Annotated in this window: 18 protein-coding genes and 3 pseudogenes; 5 read left to right on the top strand and 16 right to left on the bottom strand. The window is 67.8% G+C overall.

The genetic code is table 11. From position 1 onward, the window contains the following. Positions 1 to 19 precede the first annotated feature (19 nt). From CN538_RS21960 to CN538_RS20795, 4 genes and pseudogenes are all read right to left on the bottom strand, one after another. Entirely contained in the window at positions 20 to 727 is a 708-nt protein-coding gene (locus CN538_RS21960) for an AtuA-related protein (protein WP_242495851.1), read from the bottom strand. Between the two features lie 37 nt (positions 728 to 764). Further along, positions 765 to 1,267: pseudogene (locus CN538_RS21955) on the bottom strand (acyclic terpene utilization AtuA family protein); the annotation flags it as partial. Then, a pseudogene (locus CN538_RS24080) lies at positions 1,215 to 1,511 on the bottom strand (acyclic terpene utilization AtuA family protein); the annotation flags it as partial. The pseudogenes CN538_RS21955 and CN538_RS24080, both read right to left, overlap by 53 nt. A 19-nt stretch (positions 1,512 to 1,530) precedes the next feature. After that, the gene (locus CN538_RS20795; protein WP_207233633.1) at positions 1,531 to 1,722 is read right to left on the bottom strand and encodes a hypothetical protein; all 192 of its coding nucleotides are present in this window, start codon (positions 1,720 to 1,722) and stop codon (positions 1,531 to 1,533) included. 105 nt (positions 1,723 to 1,827) lie between these two features. On the opposite strand from CN538_RS20795, the gene CN538_RS04345 reads away from it, so the two are divergent. Beyond that, on the top strand, positions 1,828 to 2,196 hold the full coding sequence (locus tag CN538_RS04345) for a LysR family transcriptional regulator (RefSeq protein ID WP_106418667.1): 369 nt from the start codon (positions 1,828 to 1,830) through the stop codon (positions 2,194 to 2,196). Positions 2,197 to 2,367: 171 nt separating this feature from the next. Further along, positions 2,368 to 2,742, top strand: coding sequence for a LysR substrate-binding domain-containing protein (locus CN538_RS04340; RefSeq protein ID WP_340638317.1), 375 nt, complete (start codon positions 2,368 to 2,370; stop codon positions 2,740 to 2,742). Here the strand turns inward: CN538_RS04340 and CN538_RS04335 are convergent. Genes CN538_RS04335 through osmF form a run of 5 tightly spaced genes read right to left on the bottom strand, consistent with a single transcriptional unit; the run spans position 2,727 to position 6,693 of the window. Beyond that, positions 2,727 to 3,491, bottom strand: coding sequence for an ABC transporter permease (locus CN538_RS04335; protein WP_106418665.1), 765 nt, complete (start codon positions 3,489 to 3,491; stop codon positions 2,727 to 2,729). The genes CN538_RS04340 and CN538_RS04335 overlap by 16 nt on opposite strands. Further along, positions 3,488 to 4,564 (bottom strand): ABC transporter ATP-binding protein, encoded by a 1,077-nt coding sequence (locus CN538_RS04330; protein ID WP_106418664.1) that lies wholly within the window; start codon positions 4,562 to 4,564, stop codon positions 3,488 to 3,490. The genes CN538_RS04335 and CN538_RS04330 overlap by 4 nt, the downstream gene beginning before the upstream one ends. A gap of 14 nt (positions 4,565 to 4,578) precedes the next feature. Next, entirely contained in the window at positions 4,579 to 5,367 is a 789-nt protein-coding gene (locus tag CN538_RS04325) for an ABC transporter permease (RefSeq protein WP_242495563.1), read from the bottom strand. 5 nt (positions 5,368 to 5,372) lie between these two features. Continuing rightward, positions 5,373 to 5,765, bottom strand: a complete 393-nt coding sequence (locus CN538_RS21950) for a hypothetical protein (protein ID WP_242495562.1) — start codon at positions 5,763 to 5,765, stop codon at positions 5,373 to 5,375. A 7-nt stretch (positions 5,766 to 5,772) separates the two neighbouring features. Continuing rightward, positions 5,773 to 6,693 carry a glycine betaine ABC transporter substrate-binding protein OsmF gene (gene osmF, locus CN538_RS04320; protein WP_106418663.1) on the bottom strand — a complete coding sequence of 307 codons (921 nt, stop codon included), beginning with the start codon at positions 6,691 to 6,693 and terminating at the stop codon, positions 5,773 to 5,775. Here osmF and CN538_RS24955 point away from each other — a divergent pair. From CN538_RS24955 to CN538_RS04305, 3 genes are read left to right on the top strand one after another with little or no spacing between them, the layout of a single operon-like run. Beyond that, a complete protein-coding gene (locus tag CN538_RS24955; RefSeq protein ID WP_106420545.1) occupies positions 6,674 to 7,249 on the top strand; it encodes an I78 family peptidase inhibitor in 576 nt (191 codons plus the stop codon). The genes osmF and CN538_RS24955 overlap by 20 nt on opposite strands. Positions 7,250 to 7,291: 42 nt before the next feature. Further along, positions 7,292 to 8,353: a hypothetical protein gene (locus CN538_RS04310; protein ID WP_106418662.1), complete on the top strand. Its 1,062-nt coding sequence runs from the start codon at positions 7,292 to 7,294 to the stop codon at positions 8,351 to 8,353. 52 nt (positions 8,354 to 8,405) lie between these two features. Then, positions 8,406 to 8,945 carry a cytochrome b gene (locus tag CN538_RS04305; RefSeq protein ID WP_164999505.1) on the top strand — a complete coding sequence of 180 codons (540 nt, stop codon included), beginning with the start codon at positions 8,406 to 8,408 and terminating at the stop codon, positions 8,943 to 8,945. Between the two features lie 118 nt (positions 8,946 to 9,063). Here the strand turns inward: CN538_RS04305 and CN538_RS04300 are convergent, their stop codons facing one another. From CN538_RS04300 to CN538_RS04270, 7 genes and pseudogenes are all read right to left on the bottom strand, one after another. Beyond that, complete coding sequence (locus tag CN538_RS04300; RefSeq protein ID WP_207233632.1) at positions 9,064 to 10,140, bottom strand: ion transporter; 1,077 nt, start codon at positions 10,138 to 10,140, stop codon at positions 9,064 to 9,066. 30 nt (positions 10,141 to 10,170) lie between these two features. Next, entirely contained in the window at positions 10,171 to 10,647 is a 477-nt protein-coding gene (locus CN538_RS04295; RefSeq protein ID WP_051896374.1) for an acyl-CoA thioesterase, read from the bottom strand. A gap of 286 nt (positions 10,648 to 10,933) precedes the next feature. After that, a complete protein-coding gene (locus CN538_RS04290) occupies positions 10,934 to 12,247 on the bottom strand; it encodes a short-chain fatty acid transporter (protein ID WP_106418660.1) in 1,314 nt (437 codons plus the stop codon). Positions 12,248 to 12,324: 77 nt separating this feature from the next. Further along, a pseudogene (locus CN538_RS04285) lies at positions 12,325 to 13,706 on the bottom strand (MATE family efflux transporter). A gap of 185 nt (positions 13,707 to 13,891) precedes the next feature. Next, positions 13,892 to 14,275 (bottom strand): YfhL family 4Fe-4S dicluster ferredoxin, encoded by a 384-nt coding sequence (locus CN538_RS21945; protein ID WP_242495753.1) that lies wholly within the window; start codon positions 14,273 to 14,275, stop codon positions 13,892 to 13,894. Next, positions 14,160 to 14,648, bottom strand: coding sequence for a pantetheine-phosphate adenylyltransferase (gene coaD, locus CN538_RS04275; RefSeq protein ID WP_106418659.1), 489 nt, complete (start codon positions 14,646 to 14,648; stop codon positions 14,160 to 14,162). The genes CN538_RS21945 and coaD overlap by 116 nt, the downstream gene beginning before the upstream one ends. A 69-nt stretch (positions 14,649 to 14,717) precedes the next feature. Then, positions 14,718 to 16,595 carry a beta-ketoacyl synthase gene (locus tag CN538_RS04270; protein WP_106420543.1) on the bottom strand — a complete coding sequence of 626 codons (1,878 nt, stop codon included), beginning with the start codon at positions 16,593 to 16,595 and terminating at the stop codon, positions 14,718 to 14,720. Between the last annotated feature and the right edge of the window lie 183 nt (positions 16,596 to 16,778).

Below are 16,778 nucleotides of genomic sequence, written 5' to 3'. Positions count from 1 at the left end.
CGTGTATCGGGGTGCCCGTTCAGGTCGCGGGCGATGGCAAGCGCAGCCCCAGCAGCAGATAGCTGAGGCTCTTGCCGTGGCGGTCGAGGGTGGCGCTCTGGTTGACCCCGCCTTCCAGGGCGCCGTCGATGACGAAGTTCATGCCGTGCAGGTTGGGCAGACAGTGGCGGGTCACCTGCTGCGGGCGGCGATGGGCGAAGCGTTCAGCCACCACCGCTTCGGTCAGGTTGCGCGCCAGCCAGGCGTAGTGCGCCGGGTCGAACACGAACACCGCCACGTTGAGGGTGTTGCCCTTGTCGCCGGCGCGGGCGTGGGCGACATCGGCAAGTAGAATCTCCGGATGCATGCGGGGGCTCCTCAGTGCCATGTCAGATAGGGGGTGACCCGCGCGCGGGATCAGAAAGGCGCGCGTGCGCAGCGACTCGCCGAGCTGGCGGCGGACCCCTCGCCGCCGGCCGGGCCGTTGAGATAGAGCGCCTCGACTTCCTGCAGGGCGCGCTCGATCGCCTCCCGGTCGCGTGTCGACGATCCCCAGGCGCAGGCGTACGTCAGCGACCTCCGGGGCCGCCGCCAATGCCTGCTCGAGCCAGGTACCGTCGCCGTCGTTGAACAGGCTGGCGACGCCGATCACATCGAAATGTGGCGTCAGCGCCGGGGTCTCCTCGGCCAGCCGCTGGCGCAGAATCTCCAGCGCCAGCGCACCCGGCCCCCGCCCCGGGGCCGGCATAGGAGATACCCGCCTCGCCGAACCACAGCCCGCGCAGACCGAGATTGCCCTTGAGCGTGGCCGGCGCCGGATGGCCGATGATGCCGCGCACCGCCACCCGGTCGGGGCCCAGGGTCTCCAGGCGGACGCCGGAGAGATCGAGGGTGACGTCAGGGGTCAGGTAGGCCGCCGGATCGTGGACCTCATAGAGCAGCTGCTCCTTGACCGTGCGCTCGCTGACGCCACCGCCGCTGCCAGGCACCTTGGTGATCACCAGGCTGCCATCGCCATCTACCTCGGCGATCGGGCAGCCGAGATGGGCGAGGTCGGGCACCGACTTGTGGGCGGAGTCGGCGAAGTAGCCGCCGCTGACCTGGGTGCCGCATTCGAGCAGATGGCCGGCGGCGGTGGCCACCGCCAGTTTGTTCCAGTCATCACCGGCCCAGCCGTGGGCATGGCGCATGCCCCCACCACCGAAGGGTCGGCGAGGCGCCCGCCGATCACGATGTCAGCCCCCTCGGCCAGCGCCTGGGCCACCCGCCTCGGCGCCGATATAGACATTGCACGAGACGATCTCGTCGCGCGGGCAGTCGGTGGGCAGCCAATCGGCGTCGGCGGCCTCGCCGACCCGGTCGTCGCCGAGCACGCAGGCGATGCGTGCCGTCAGCCCCTGGGCCTGCAACTGATCGCGCAGCCGCCGCGCCGCCGCTGTCGGGTTGGCCGCGCCGCCGTTGGTGATGATCGGGATGCCCAGGGTCAGGCAGCGCGCCACCACCGGCTCGAGAAGGCGAACAGTTGGCTGGCGTAGCCGCGCTCGGGGTCGCTCAGTCGGCGTAGCTGCGCCTCGGCCAGGGTGCGTTCGGCGAGCAGCTCGAAGAACAGTAGCGCGGGCCGTCGCAGGCGGCCAGCGCCTCGACCAGCGCCACCGCGGCGCGGGGGCGGTCACCGGCAAAACCGGCGCCGCAGCCGACGTAGGCAGGGCCTGTACCTGTAGGCGGCGAGGGAGAGTCGAGCATGGGAGCTTCCTGCTGATAGCGTTTTGCCGACCATGGCCCGACGTGTCCTCATCAGGCAAAACCATATATCTTATGAATTGATAAAAATCCTTGAGTGAGTGCGCCATGTTCCACCAGCGACAGCTGCGGGCTTTCGTGCTGACCGCCGAGCTGGCGAGCTTCACCCGGGCGGCGCGGGAGATCCACCTGACCCAGCCGGCGCTGAGCTACCTGATACGAAAGTTGGAAGGGGAACTGGGGGTCGAGCTGTTCGCCCGCAACACCCGCAAGGTGCTGCTGACCGAAGCCGGCGAGCTCTTTCTGGGGCACGCCCGGCGGATTCTCGCCGACATGGCGCTGGCGCTGCAGGATACCCAGAACGTGCGCCAGCTGGCCCAGGGGCACCTGGCGCTGGCGGGGCTACCTTCGGTGGCTTCGTCGCTGCTGCCGCGGACCATCGCCGCCTTCCGCAAGCGCCACCCAGGGTCACCCTGAGCCTGCGCGACGGCCTTGCCGGTGAGGTCGATGACTGGGTGCGCCGCGGCGAGGTGGAGATGGGGCTGGCCTCGCCGCTGGGCGACGATCATGAACTCGACTTCGAGCCGCTGTTCCACGACGACCTGATCCTGATCACCCGCCGCGGGTGGTGCGGGCCAGCGAGTCGCCCTGGTACGGCCTGGCGCAGATGCCCGACATCGCCATGGCGCCGGGGTCGAGCGCGCCCATTTCGCCGAGCTGGCGCTGCGCGACGCCGGCATGACCCGGGCGCCGAGCTGGGAGTTGAGCTTCATGAGCTCGGCGATCGCCATGGTGCGTGCCGGGCTGGGCTTTGCGCTGCTGCCGGCCTCGAGCGTGGCGGTGTTCGACCTGAGCGACATGACACGGCTGCCGGTGGCGCTGCGCGAGCCGCGCCAGATCGGCGTTCTGCGGCGCAAGCCGCTGCACGACTCCCCGGCGCTGGCGGCCTTCCTGCGCCAGCTGCGCAAGCAGGTCGCCGCCGAGCTCGACTCCGCTGCGGCCCTGCCTCAGCCGAAGGTGTAGCGCCGCTCCAGGCGCTCGAACGCCAGATCGGTGACGATCGCCAGCAGGCCCACCAGCAGCGCACCCTGGATCACGTAGGCCAGGTTATTACCCACCAGGCCGGCGATCAGCGGCGTGCCCAGACTCTTGGCGCCGACGGTGGAGCCGATGGTGGCGGTGCCGATGTTGATGATCACCGACACTCGAATCCCGGCGATGATCACCCGCATCGCCAGCGGCAGTTCCACCCGCCACAGGATCTGCCACGCGCTCATGCCGTTGCCGCGCGCCGCCTCGCGAGTGCTCGCGGGGACCGTGCCGAGCCCGGCGATGGTGTTCTGGATCACCGGCAGCAGGCCGTAGAGCGACAGCGCGATGATCGTGGGGGTGAAGCCGAACCCGGCCAGCGGAACGGCGATGGCGAGCACCGCCGCGGGCGGGAAGGTCTGCCCGATCGCGGCCAGCGACGACACCATGGGCTCGAACTCGCGCCCGGCGGGGCGGGTGACGAAGAGCCCGGCGGCCACGCCGACGCTCACCGAGATCAGCGACGACACCAGCACCAGGCCGATATGCGCCAGCATCAGATTGAGAAAGCTGTCGCGGCTGTAGAGCGGCTGGCTGAGATCGGGAAACAGCGCCCGGAACAGCGGTTCCAACTGGCCCATACCCAGCGTCAGCCCCACCAGCAGCAGCGCGAGCAGCGCCAGCGTGAGGTTGCCGGCGGCAACGCGACGCAGCCGCCCCGAGCGCGTGGCGGCAACGCTCATGACGCCGCCTCGCTGGCGACGCCGTCGCCTTCGATGCCCATTACCCCGGGCATGCCCACTTCGGCGATCAGACGCCCGTCGCGGTCCACTACCGGCAGCGCGGTCACCCGGTACCACACCATCCGCGACAGCGCTTCCTTCATGCTCATCTCCGGGGTGGCGATCCACTCGGGCTTGACCCGGGTGATGGCGTCGGCGTCATCCAGCCGCGCCCCGGCCAGAGCGCTGGGGCGGCCCTCGGCGTCGACCAGCCAGGCGTGCTCGTCGAGACGCTCCAGCCCGGTCTCCGGCGCCAGTCGGGCGCGGCGCTGGTACTGGTGCACAAAGCGTCGCGACAGCAACTTGAGACCCAGATCGGCCTGGCCGATGAACTCGCGCACGAAGTCGTCGGCGGGATCGACCAGCATCTCGATGGGGCGCTCGTACTGCACCAGACGGCCGCCGTTGAGCAGGGCGATACGCGTGGCCAGGGCCAGCGCCTCGTCCATGTCGTGGGTGACGAAGACGATGGTCTTGCCGGTCTGGACGTGGACGCGCCTCATCTCCGCCTGCAGCGTCTCGCGGGTGAGCGGGTCGACCGCGCCGAAGGGCTCGTCCATCAGCAGGACTTCGGGGTCGGCGGCGAGCGCCCGGGCCACCCCGACCCGCTGCGCCTGGCCGCCGGAGAGCTGGTGGGGGTACTTGTCGCGGAATTCGGCCGGGTCGAGTTGAAACAGCGTCATCAGCTCATCGACCCGATCGTCGATACGCGCCTTGGGCCACTTCAGCAGCTGCGGCACGGTGGCCACGTTGCGTGCCACGCTCCAGTGGGGGAACAGCCCGGTGGATTGGATGGCGTAGCCGATCCGCCGCCGCAGCTGCTCCACGGGCAGCTGGGTGACGTCGTCGCCGTTGATCAGAATGCGCCCCTCGCTCAGCGGGATCAGGCGGTTGATCATCTTCAGCGTGGTCGACTTGCCGCAGCCCGAAGGCCCGATCAGCACGCCGAATTCGCCGCTCTGAAGCGTCAGCGAGACGTCGTCGACCACCCGCTTGCCGGCGTAGGTCTTGGTCAGCCCTTGCAGTTCGATCATGGGGTTCCCCCGGGTCAACGGGTGCCGGGCGGGCGGCTCGCGGCCACCAGCAGTTGCAGAAGGAAGTCGGCGATCACCGCCAGCACGATGGTGGGGATGGCGCCGAGCAGGACCAGGTCGATGGCGTACTGCCCCAGGCCCTGAAAGATGAAGGCGCCGAAGCCGCCGGCGCCGATCAGCGCCGCCACCACGGTGAGACCGATCGCCTGCACGGTAACGATACGCAGCCCCGACAGGATCACCGGCAGCGCCAGTGGCAGCTCCACCCGCCACAGGATCTGGCGCGAGGTCATGCCCATGCCGCGGGCTGCCTCCAGCGTCGTCGCCGGCACCCCGGCAAGGCCGGCGTAGGTATTGCGCACCACCGGCAGCAGCGAGTAGAGCACCAGGGCGATGATCGCCGGCGCTACCCCGATGCCGCTGACACCCAGCTCGCCCAGCCACGGCACCGCGTGGGCGAGTGCCGCCAGCGGTGCGATCAGCAGCCCGAACACGGCGATCGAAGGCAGTGTCTGGAACACGTTGAGCACGCTGAACAGGCCGTCGCGCCAGCGCCGGCTGCGGGTCGCCACGAGGCCCAGCGGCAACCCCAGGGCCAGCGCCGGCAGCAGCGCGCCGCCGACCAGGGCCAGGTGACGCAGGCCCTGGGCGACGAAGATGTCACGCTGGTTGGCGAACTCACGCATCAGCGACAGCGGGGCGAGCAGGTCGCTCGCCAGGCAGGCGCCGATCAGACCCAGCGCCAGCAGCGCGAACAGCGCCCGCGACAACATGCCTAGACGCAGACGCTGCAGTGCATCCACGGCGATCAGCGCCGCCGCCAGCAGCAGCAGCCAGAAAGCGCCGCCCTGGGAAACCCGGGCGCGGGGGAAGCCTCGGCCAAGGCGCGCTGGGCATAGTCGCCGAGAGCGAACAGGGCTAGCCCCAGCAATGGCAGCGTCAGCGCCAGCCCCAGCCAGCAGGCGACGCGCGGCGTCATTCCGCGCGCCAGCGCGGCCAGTAGCAGCCCCGCCGCGATCAGCCCCAGCCCGCCGAGCTGCCAGCCGGGCAGCGCCTGCCATAACATCACCGGCTGGCCCGAGACCAGCCGGTTGGGCGAGAGCGTGGCGAACGGCAGCAGCGCCACGCCAATGGCCGCGGCCAGCCACAGGGTCAGCAGTACCCGATTGCCGATCACACGCGGGGTGTGTTCCCGAGGCATGCCGGACTCAGTCCAGTAGGCCCTGCTGACTCAGATAGTCATGCGCCACCTGCTTGGCCGGCAGCCCGTCGACCTGGATCTTGCCGTTGAGGCGCTGCAGGGTCTCGCGATCGAGGGACTCGAACACCGGCTCGAGCAGCTCGGCGATCTGCGGGTGCGCTTCGAGCACAGACTCGCGTACCACCGGCGCCGGCGCGTAGACCATCTGCACCCCTTTGGGATCGTCCATCACCTTGAGCTGCGCGGCGGCGATGGCGCCATCGGTGCCGTAGACCATGGCGGCGTTGGTGCCGCTGGTGCCCTCGGCGGCGGCGCGGATGGTCGCCGCGGTATTGCCGCCGGAGAGTACCAGCAGCTGATCTTCGTCGAGGGTGAAGTCATAGGCGCGCTGGAAGCTGGGCAGCGCCGCGTCGCTCTCGACGAACTCCGCCGAGGCGGCCAGCTTGACCTCGCCGCCGTTGTCCACCCAGCGCCCGAAGTCGGCCATGCTGGAGAGGTCGTTGGCATCGGCGACGTTCTGGCGTACCGCGATCGCCCAGGTGTTGTTGGCGGGGGCCGGGGTCAGCCATGCCAGCTGATGCTCTTTGAGATCCATCTCACGGATCTTGGCGTAGCCCTCGGCGGCGTTCTTCCACGCCGGATCGTCGGTGGTATCGGTGAAGAAGGCGCCGTTGCCGGTGTACTCGGGGTAGAGGTCGATATCGCCGGAGATCAGCGCCTGGCGCACGATATTGGTCGGCCCCAGCTGCAGGCGGCTCTCCACCGGCAGCTTGGCGTTCTCGAGTACCTCGACGATCATATTGCCGAGCAGCGATCCTTCGGTATCGATCTTGGAGGCGACGCGGATCGGCGCGTCGGCGGCCTGGGCCGCGCCGGTAGCGGCCGTGAGGGTGGCGGCGGCGAGGCCGATGGCGAGTAACTTGCGCATGATGTCGTCCCTGGCTGGGCGGCCGTGGCGGCGCGCCGATGTTGTCGTCATTGTCGATGTCGCCGATATCGTGGTCGTCATCGATATCATTGTCGATGGGCGCGGGGCACACCGCGCCACGCCTCAGCAGAGTCTAGCGGGCCGACCGCCGAGCGACCAACCGCTGTTCTCCCGCGTCGCAGGTGCTAATCTGGAGCCAATCAAGGACGCTTTTCCCCTGTACAAAGGAGATGTCGATGAAGATTCCCGCCACGACCCTACTGATCGGCAGCCTGCTTCTGGGCGGTTGCAGCACCGCGCCGGCGCTGACGAGGCACCGCCCCCGCCACCGATGATGGAGCCGCTGCCCGCGGATAGCTGCGGAGCGCAGGCGGTCGGCAGCATGAACGGCCAGATTCTCGACGAGACCACCCGGCGCTGGATCGAGGATCGCTCGCGTGCCGACGAGATCCGCGTGATCCAGCCGGACGAGCAGGTCACCATGGATCATCGCCCCGGGCGGCTGGATATCCGGGTCGACGACCAGCGCCGGATTCTCTCGCTCGCCTGCGGTTGAGGCCGCGCCGAGATGACTCTCCGACACCGACAGGAGCGTGCAATGTTACGCACCGAGATCGTCGCCTCCGGCACCCTCGACTGCTTTCCGCCGGGGCTGCGCGACGCCGACGGCGACTTGGTCAACGTCGAGGTGTCGGCGGCGGTGTTCGATGGCCGCCGCTTGATCCTGGCCAGCGACAAGCCGATCCCCGGCGAGACGCGCTCGGCAGCCTTTGCCGTGACGCTCGATGATGACGCCTGCCCGCAGCCCGACTCGCTCGTCTATCTGAACGCCGCGGCGATCAAGAACGCGATCAAGTACGAGGACTTCGCGCTCACCGTCGACGGCCGCCACGTGCTGGCGACCACCGGCTTCGACCGGATTGCCGTCGACAGCCATGCGCTCAATCCCTATAACCATCTGCTGATCTGGCCGGTGGGCGAGCCCGAGCGGGTGCGGGTGGTCGACCCCGACCCGCGGGACGGCGTCGAGGGCTCGCTGGAGCTGCGGCGCAAGCTCGATGCGGCGATCGGCCTGCCCTACTACAAGATCGAGGGGCTGGCCGCGGTGCCACCGGCGCAGGCCTCACCCGACAGCGACGGCCTGCTGCTGTTCGGGGTGCGCGAGCAGGGCCAGGCCCATGACGATTTCGACTACGTCTGCCGCGTGGTGGGCGCTCACTACCGCATCGGCGCCGATGACAATCTCGAGTTCGTTGACGAGCTGTGCGAGCGCTATCGCTTCGAGCCCGGCGACTACGCCGGGGTGCGGCATGTCTGCGGGCTCTCCAGCCTGGAGTACGACCCCTACCATGCGCGGCTCTATCTGATGGCGAGCTTCGAGATCGAAGAGGCTACGGCTGCCACGATCGGTGGCTACCTGTGGGCGCTGTCGCTCGACGACTTCGTCGCGGGCGCGGCGCCGGCCATCGTCGAAGATGTCCACGGCGAGGTCTTGACGTTCGAGCACAAGGCGGAGGGGCTGGCGGTGATCGATCGCGAGCGGCTTTTCGTAGCCTACGACAACGACCGTGACATGGCCCTGGGCTCGATCGATGCGCGTGACGAGCGACACGCCTGCGAGGCCCCCTATACGGTGCTGCGGGTCAGCGAGCGCGCGTGACCCGCACGCCGCCGCGATCAGACGACACACTACCCCACAGAGGATACCCACCATGCTGCAGGACTCCCCTCAGGTGTACGGCTCTGCGACCCGCTTTCTGCACTGGGTCGTGGCCGCGCTGGTGATCGTCCAGCTCTCCAGCGTGTTCCTGCACGAAGTGTGGGATGGCAATGCCTTCAGTCAGATGATTCTGCCGTGGCACACCAGTATTGGGGTCAGCGTGCTCGCGCTGATGGCGATCCGCACGCTGTGGGCGCTGTCGCAGCTCGGGCACCGTCCGGTTCACGATGGCAGCCTTCAGCGGCTGGCGGTATGGGCGCACGTGCTGATGTATGCGCTGCTGATCATGATGCCACTCTCCGGCGTGCTCATGACCTGGGGCTCCGGTTACGGCGTACACGCTTTCGGCAGCGTGCTGGTGCCGGGCGCCGACGTACCCTGGGCAGCAGCGCTGGGGGTGGTCCACGAGCCGATCGCCTGGCTGATCACGCTGATGATCCTGGGGCATGTGGCGATGGCGATGCATCACCACTTCGGACGTCGTGACGATACCCTGAGGCGCATGGTCGGGCGTCCCGGCGATCCGCAGTAGGTCGCTCTCCCGACTCTCTGATTCCTCCATCCCCAGTCGAGGGCGACGCGTGCGCCCTGGACAGCGGCCCTTTGCCCCCCGCGTTGCCAGATCTCGCCCACGTTGGCTGGCGGCGTGCCTAGCGCTGCTCGCCGGCAGCTTGGCGTGCGGCGTCGCGCTCGCGCATGGTGCGCTCCGGGTCCATCTCGAGTTTCCAGCGCTGCACCGCGACCTGCTGCTTGAGCAGTTCGAGCACGTCGATCAGCACCTGCTGGGTGACCTGATCGGTGGTCTTGTCGACACGCAGCCAGGCGTCGATACCGCTGCCGACCAGATCCGCCAGCAGCGAGTGGAAGTGCGGCGAGCGCAGGCCGTCGATCGCCTCGTGCACCACTCGATTGGCGATATCGTCGAGGCTGCGCTCGAGCCCCTCGGCCACGGCATCGCCCATGGGCAGCCGCTTGAGCCGGCGCAGCTCGGCGTTCTCTTCCAAGGTGCGCGCGACCAGCGCCGAGACGTAGCGGTGAACCTGACGATGGTTCTCGGCGTAGCTCTTGTCGATGGTGCGCTCCAGGCGTGCCGCGATCTCGCTCACCAGGGCCGCCTTGCGTGGCTGGATCACCTCCTCGGAGACGCGCCGGGTGAGGTGTTCGCTCTGGGCGATCTCGTGCTGGATATCCCCCAGCAGCTTGATCGCCACGCGGTCGGAGAGCTCCTCCATCACCACCCCATAGTAGGTGCGATAGAAGCGGTAGAGCGGCCAGCGGGTCACGTCGACCACGCCCAGCCGCTGTAGCCGGATCAGCAGCGACACCACGCGCAGTACGCGCAGCAGGCGGAACCCGGCGAGCGGGATACAGCCGAGCACGTCGTACCAGTGCACGAAGGGGTAGAAGAACCAGCGTGCGTAGCGCCGCTGGGCGATGGCGATGATCCAGCCCAGCAGCACATCGAGAATGAAGATCGCCACGAAGCACAGATCGATACGGAAGAAGTGCTCGCGCACATTGACCTGATAGGCGTGGTGGAGCCCCGGCGCCAGCGCCTCGAAGGCTTCATTGAGCGGCGGGATCAGATAGAGACTGTCGAACAGCAGCAGGGCCAGGTTGATGGCCACCAGCACCACCACGGCGATGTCCCAGACCAGCAGCAGGCGTTCGCTGACGCGGCTGATCGGACGCTTGGTGGGTGCGGCGTGGGGCGCGCTTGCGGGCATCGGACTTCCTTGTCGGTGCCGCCGCCGGGCTCACACGTCGTGATGGCCCTGGCGGTAGGCGGTCATGGCGTTGCGCTCTTCTTCGGCTTCCTGCTTGCGCAGCTTCTTGCGCATCGCGGCCTTCTCGAAGCGTAGCTTCTGCAACGGGGTCTTCAACGCCAGCGGCGGCACCTCGACCGGGTGCCCGGCGCTGTCCACCGCCACCATGGTCAGGTAGCAGCTATTGGTGTGACGAATCACATGTTCCTGGATCGATTCGGCCAGCACCTTGATGCCGATCTCCATCGACGAGCGACCGACATGATTGACCATGGCGAGGAAGGTGACCAGCTCGCCGACATGGATCGGCTGCTTGAACAGCACCTGATCCACCGACAGTGTCACCACATAGCTGCCGGAGTAGCGGCTGGCGCAGGCGTAGGCGACTTCGTCGAGCTTCTTGAGGATCGCCCCGCCATGTACCTTGCCACTGAAGTTGGCCATGTCGGGGGTCATCAGCACGGTCATCGACAGCTCGTGCTGTCGCGGAAAATCGTCGGGCGTCACGGTGTCCTCGGCGTTGTCTGACCCAGCATTGTCGTGGGCCAGATGTACCACAGATCAGGCGTGACTGCCCGTATTGCGGTGCGTTCAGACACGATACCTATGGGCATGAGCTTTATTTGAAAAGCTGACGAGCGAAGGCAAGACAAGGCAAAAATCGGCGAAAGAGCGGAGTTTACAGGGTGTAAATGAGCATCTTGAGCCGATTTTTAACGCCGTATTGCCGAGCGTAGTCCTTTTCGAACGGGGCCTAAAAGAAGGTCAGACCCAACCCGATGATAACCCCGGTCACCACCAGCTGGATCAGACAGAAGCCCATGATGTCCTTGGCGTTGAGCCCGGCGATGGCGAGCACCGGCAGAGCCCAGAACGGCTGCAGCAGATTGGTCCAGGCGTCACCCCAAGCCACGCCCATCGCCACCCGCGCGACGTCGGCGCCCAGCGCCTGGGCCGCGGGCAGCATCACCGGCGCCTGCACCGCCCACTGGCCGCCACCGGAGGGCACGAAGAGGTTGACCACGCCGGCGCTGATGAACGACCAGAAGGGCAGGGTATCGGCGCTGGCGATGGCGACGAACATCTCGGAGAGCGACTGCGCCAGCCCTGAGCCCATCATGATGCCCATGATGCCGGCGTAGAAGGGGAACTGGATGACGATGCCGGCACCGCCCTTGATCGCCTCTTGAAGACTCGTCAGCAGGCTGCGCGGGGTGCGGTGCAGCACGATCGCCAGCGACAGGAACAGGAAGTTGACGCTGTTGAGGTTGAGCCCGCCGCCGGCGAAGACGAAGTAGTGGAAGAGGTAGACGAGCCCCGGGATGCCCACCAGCCACGACAGCAGGGTGCTGTTCTCGAGCCGGTCGGCGGGGCGCGTATTGTCCGTCGGCCGCGCGCTGTCGGGCTCGGCGAGCTGGGACGGCTCGACGTAGACGCTCTCTTGCTCGTCCGGCAGCATCCAGCGGTTGATCAACGGCATGACCACGAACAGGATCCCGACGATCAGCAGGTTGTAGAGCGAGAAGATCGTCTGTGAGGTGGGGATGATACCGATCTGGGCCTCGCTGAAGTGGCCCGGGGTGGCGATGGTGAGCGGAATCGAGCCCGCCAGGCCGCCGTGCCAGACGACGAAGCCGGAGTAGGCGCTGGCGATCAGCAGGCGGTAGTCGACCCTTACCCGGCGCGCCAGCGCCTTGGCGAACAGCGCCCCGATCACCAGCCCGAAGCCCCAGTTGATCCAGCTCGCGGCGAGCGACACCAGGGTCACCAGCACGATCGCGCTGCCGGGGGAGCGGGCCAGGCCGGCGAGGGCGTCGAGCAGGCGCTTGACCGGTGGCGAACTGGCCAGCATGAAGCCGGTGACCAGCACCAGCAGCATCTGCATCGAGAACGCCAGCAGCCCCCAGAAGCCGTCGCCCCAGTAGCGCATCACCGCCAGCGGTGACTGCTGCTCGAACAGCATCGCCGCCAGCGCGGCGACCAGCGTCAGCAGCAGCACGAAGATATAGGGATCGGGCAGGTAGCGCTCGACCAGTTTGACCGCGGGGCGGGAGAGTTTCTGCAGCATGGTGGCGGGGCTCGCTGTTGTTTTAAGCGCAGCTTAGCGCATTCTCCGAGCCCCGATTAGTCAACCTTGGTCGACGACTAGCTGACTGATTTCTCGGCACTTTCGATGCCTTCAGGCGTTTTGGCGGCGGTAGCGCACCAGCGCGTGCGCCGGTAGTGCACATAGCAGGCGCCGAGGGTGGCCGAGCGCACCAGCGTGAAGACAAGGAACGCGAACCACAGCCCATGGTTGCCGAAACCCCGGGTCAGCCACCACACCGGCAGATAGACGGCCAGGCCCAGCCACACCGAGTTGCGCATGGCACGGCTCTCGGTGGCGCCGATGAAGACCCCGTCGAGCAGATAGCTCCACACCGCCAGCAGCGGCATGGCGATCATCCACGGCAGGTAGTCGCTGGCGGTGGCGCGTACCGCCGGCAGGTCGGTGAGCTGTGCGACCAGCCAGTCGCCGCCGATGGCGAACAGCGCCATCGCTGCCCCCGCCACCAGCAGCGAGAGCTTGCCTGCCGCGCGCACCGCGTCGCCGAAGTCGTCCCAGGCGCGCCGGCCCACCGAGCGCCCGGTGAGCGCCTCGGCAGCGTTGGCGAAGCCGTCCAGGGCGAAGGAGGTGAGCATGATGAACTGCAACAGCACCGCGTTCGCGGCCAGGGTGGTGTCGCCGAAGTTGGCCCCCTGGGCGGTGAAGAACGCCTGCGCGAACAGCAGCCCCAGGGTGCGCACGAAGAGGTGCTGGTTGACCCGAATCAGCGCGGCGTAGTGTGCCCACACCCGCAGCGCCTGGCGCGACAGCGAGCCGCCGAGCTGGCGGCAGTGCACCGCGACCCGCCACAGGCCGAAGGCCAGGGCGGTGTAGTCGGCGAGCAGCGAGGCCCAGGCGACGCCATCGCTGGCCAGCCCGAAGCCGACCACGAACAGCAGGTCGAGGACGATATTGACGCCGTTGGTCAACAGCAGGATCGCCAGGGTGATACGCGTCTTCTGCTGGCCGATGAACCAGCCCAGGATGGCGTAGTTGGCGAGCACCGCCGGGGCCGAGAAGATGCGGATATGGGCGTAGTCGGCGGCCAGCTGCATGGCTGCCTCGCTGCCGTCGAGCAGCCACAGCCCGCCGGCGATCAGCGGGCGCGAGAAGAGAATCAGCGCCACCCCGATCACCGTCGCCATCACCAGCGATTGGGCAGCAGCAGACGCACGTCGCTGTCGTCCTCGCGGCCCACCGCCTGCGAGGTCAGGCCGGTGGTGCCCATGCGCAGGAAGCCGAAGCCCCAATAGAGAAAACTGAACAGCGTGGCGCCGAGGGTCACCGCGGCGAGATAGCGCGAATCCGGCAGATGGCCGACCACCGCAGTATCCACCAGCCCCAGCAGGGGCACGGTGATATTGGAGAGAATGATCGGCCACGCCAGCGTCCAGACGTGGCGGGTGGAGTAGCGGGGGGTGTCCTGGCTGGCCACGGGCATCCTTGCAGGCGGGGAAGCGGGTAGGCGTTAACCACCCCGCTCAGAGGGTGTTTACAAATTCGACGAGCGAAGGCAAGACAAGGCGAAATCGGCCGAAAAAACGGAGTTTACATTGGAGTAAATGAGTACTTTGAGGCTGATTTCAACGCCGTATTGCCGAGCGCAGGCATTTTGTAAACGCCCTCTCAGGCGGCGGTGATGATCTCATACTTCTCCATCAACTGCTCACGCGTCTCCGGGCGCTCGGGATCGAGCGGAATGCAGTCGACCGGGCACACCTGCTGGCACTGGGGCTCGTCGAAGTGGCCGACGCACTCGGTGCAGCGCGCGGGGTCGATGACGTAGATCTCCTCGCCGGGCGAGATGGCGTCGTTGGGACACTCAGGCTCGCAGACGTCACAGTTGATGCATTCGTCGGTGATCATCAGGGCCATGTGGCTCTCCTCGCGGCGCTCAGGCGCCGTCAGTCGCGAAGCGCCGGCGGAGTGCGTCGACCACGCACGGCGATACGTGTTGGGAAACGTCCCCGCCGAGGCGCGCGATCTCGCGCACCAGGGTCGAGGAGAGATAGGAGTTCTGGATCTCCGGGGTCAGAAACAGCGTCTCCACGTCCGGCGACTGGGCACGGTTCATGTTGGCCAGCTGTAGCTCGTACTCGAAGTCGGTGGCGCCGCGCACGCCGCGCAGCAGAATGCGCGCGTCGAGCCGGGCCAGCAGCTCGGTGAGCAGGCCGTCGAAACCCACTACCTCGACATTGGGCCAGTCCGCGGCCACCTCGCGCGCCAGTGCCTCGCGTTCGGCCAGCGCCAGCGCCGGCTGCTTGCGCGGGCTGGCGGCGACCGCGATCACCACCTTGTCGAAGATCCGCGCGGCGCGCTGGATCAGATCACGATGGCCGTTGGTGATGGGGTCGAAGGTGCCGGGATAGACCACGGTATTCATGCGCTCACTCTCCTGCCGGTTGCCGCCGCATCGCTCGGTTGCGCCACTCGATAACGTCACTCGATAGCGTCATTCGAGCGAGCCGAAGGGGTTGTCGGCCTTGAGCGATACCGGCTGAGCATAGCCGGGGATGAGGATGGCCTCGGCACCCACTTCCAGCTCGGGGCCTTCGAGCACGCCTTCGCCAAAGCGATAGATCACCTCGAAGTGGCCGCTGTCGGCGGCTTCTCGGTACTGCTCCGAAGCGGCCAGCGCCTGCTCGCGGCGCCCGCGCCAGGCGTCCACCGCGCGCTGGCCGTGACGCTTGACCAGCAGACGCTCGGTCACTGCCGGCGAGAGTAGCAGTCCGGTGGCATTGTTGCCGCCGAAACCCTTGGCGTTGATGAAGCTGGCGTCGGCTTCGAACGCCAGCGGCTCGCGGAAGAAGCGCAGGCGCTCGGCGAAGACGTCGTCGGCCACCGCATCCAGTGTCGGGATGCCCGGGATGTAGCCGTGGGCGAACGTCCCCAGGGCACTAGCGATCTGGTCCCCCGCGGCGCTGCCCTGGGAGTGACCGATGAACGCCTTGATCGCCGCCACCGGCCAGTTCTCGATACCGTTGGCGCGCGCCACCTGGTCGAAGATGTGCGACTCGGTGGTGCGGTTCTTGGGCGTGCTGGTGCCGTGGGCGTGCAGATAGGTGCGCTGGCGCACGCTGTCGTCGCCGAGGATCGAACGCGCCAGCGCGACCGACTTGCCCAGGGTGATGTAGTTGCCGATGCCTGGGGCCGAGATCGAGCGCTTCCAGCCGTCGGCGTTGACGTGCACTTCTGGCACCGCGCCGAGGATCTGGGCGCCGGTCTCCAGCGCCAGCGAGTCGTCCATCAGCAGCACGAACTGCGAGGCCTCGGCGATGGTGAAGCCGCAGTTGCGCGCGAACGGCCGGCAGGCGCGCTGGTAGTCGGCGTCGGTGAGCAGCTCCAGCGCATCCAGCGCCATCAGGCTCTGATCGTCGGCCAGCGCGCTCATGGCGCGGAAGCCCTCGATGATCTCGGGAGTCACCGGGGCGTCGCTGGTGCCCACCATCACCATGCGGCGGCGGCCCTGGCGAATATCCTCGACCCCGAGGCGCAGGTTATAGAGGAAGGTCGCGCAGGCGCCCTGGATTGCCCCAGTGGCGCCCACGCTGCCGAGCACGTAAGCGTTGAGGAAATCGGCCGGCATCTGGCCGTAGCCCAGCGGCATCTGCTTCGAGGTGGTGCGGCTGCCGGTGACGAAGCTCTTGAGCATGCCGCCCCAGCCGGCGTCGTCGAGCTGGCCGATGGAGTTGCCGGCGTAGACCGCGATGGCGTCGGGGTCGAGCTGGCCGCGCACGCGCTCCCAGTCGAGCCCGCTCTGGCCGAGACAGTCGCTGACGCCGAAGATCGCCATCGACAGCCCGCGTGGATGGTGCACGCTACGATAGAAGGTGTCCGGGGCAAAACCCAGCGGCAACTGGCCGGCGGCGCGCACGGCGGCCTGGCGGCGCTCCGGCAGCAGCGCCTGCAGCGCCCCCGCGGGCACCGCGACCTCGACCGTGTGACGGTCGATCTCGCGCACTTCCCAGCCCGCCGGCAGCGGCTGCGGTAGCTGCCGGCGCGAGGTGGTGAAACGCACCGGCTCGGCGAAGGTCATCGCCAGTTCGCGGTTGCCGGGGATGCCCGCGGCGCCGTAGGCGTCGTCCTCGATGCGCCGGATCAGGGTGTGGGCGAGAATGTGCTCGCGATAACGGGCGACGATCTGGGAGGCGTCGAGGGATTCACCCTCTTCGCTCTCCCAGCCGCCGTCCGCGCTGCGGGTGACCAGGCGCATGAGTGCGGCCAGAGCCACCAGGGTCTGGGTCTGTGCCGTCTCCGGCAGGGCTTCGAGAATCGTGCGGCGGTAGGCGTGGTGCCCGGAGGTTCTTCCCGCGGCATTGATGCCGCCCATGCCGACGATCACCGGTAAATGTGACAAGCCACGTCCCTCGTGAGCGTTGGGGGCAATCGGGCTCTTCGAGACAGGGAGTGACGCAGCGACAAGAAAGGGCGTCTCCCGACAGGGCGCGTGCCGATCGCGGGAATCGACGAAACGTGGTGAACCGCGCCTGCCTTCGAAGGGCGTATTGCCAAG

It is taken from the genome of Salinicola tamaricis, from assembly GCF_003006155.1.
Lineage (GTDB): Bacteria > Pseudomonadota > Gammaproteobacteria > Pseudomonadales > Halomonadaceae > Salinicola > Salinicola tamaricis.
This window is presented reverse-complemented; position numbering and strand designations above follow the sequence as displayed.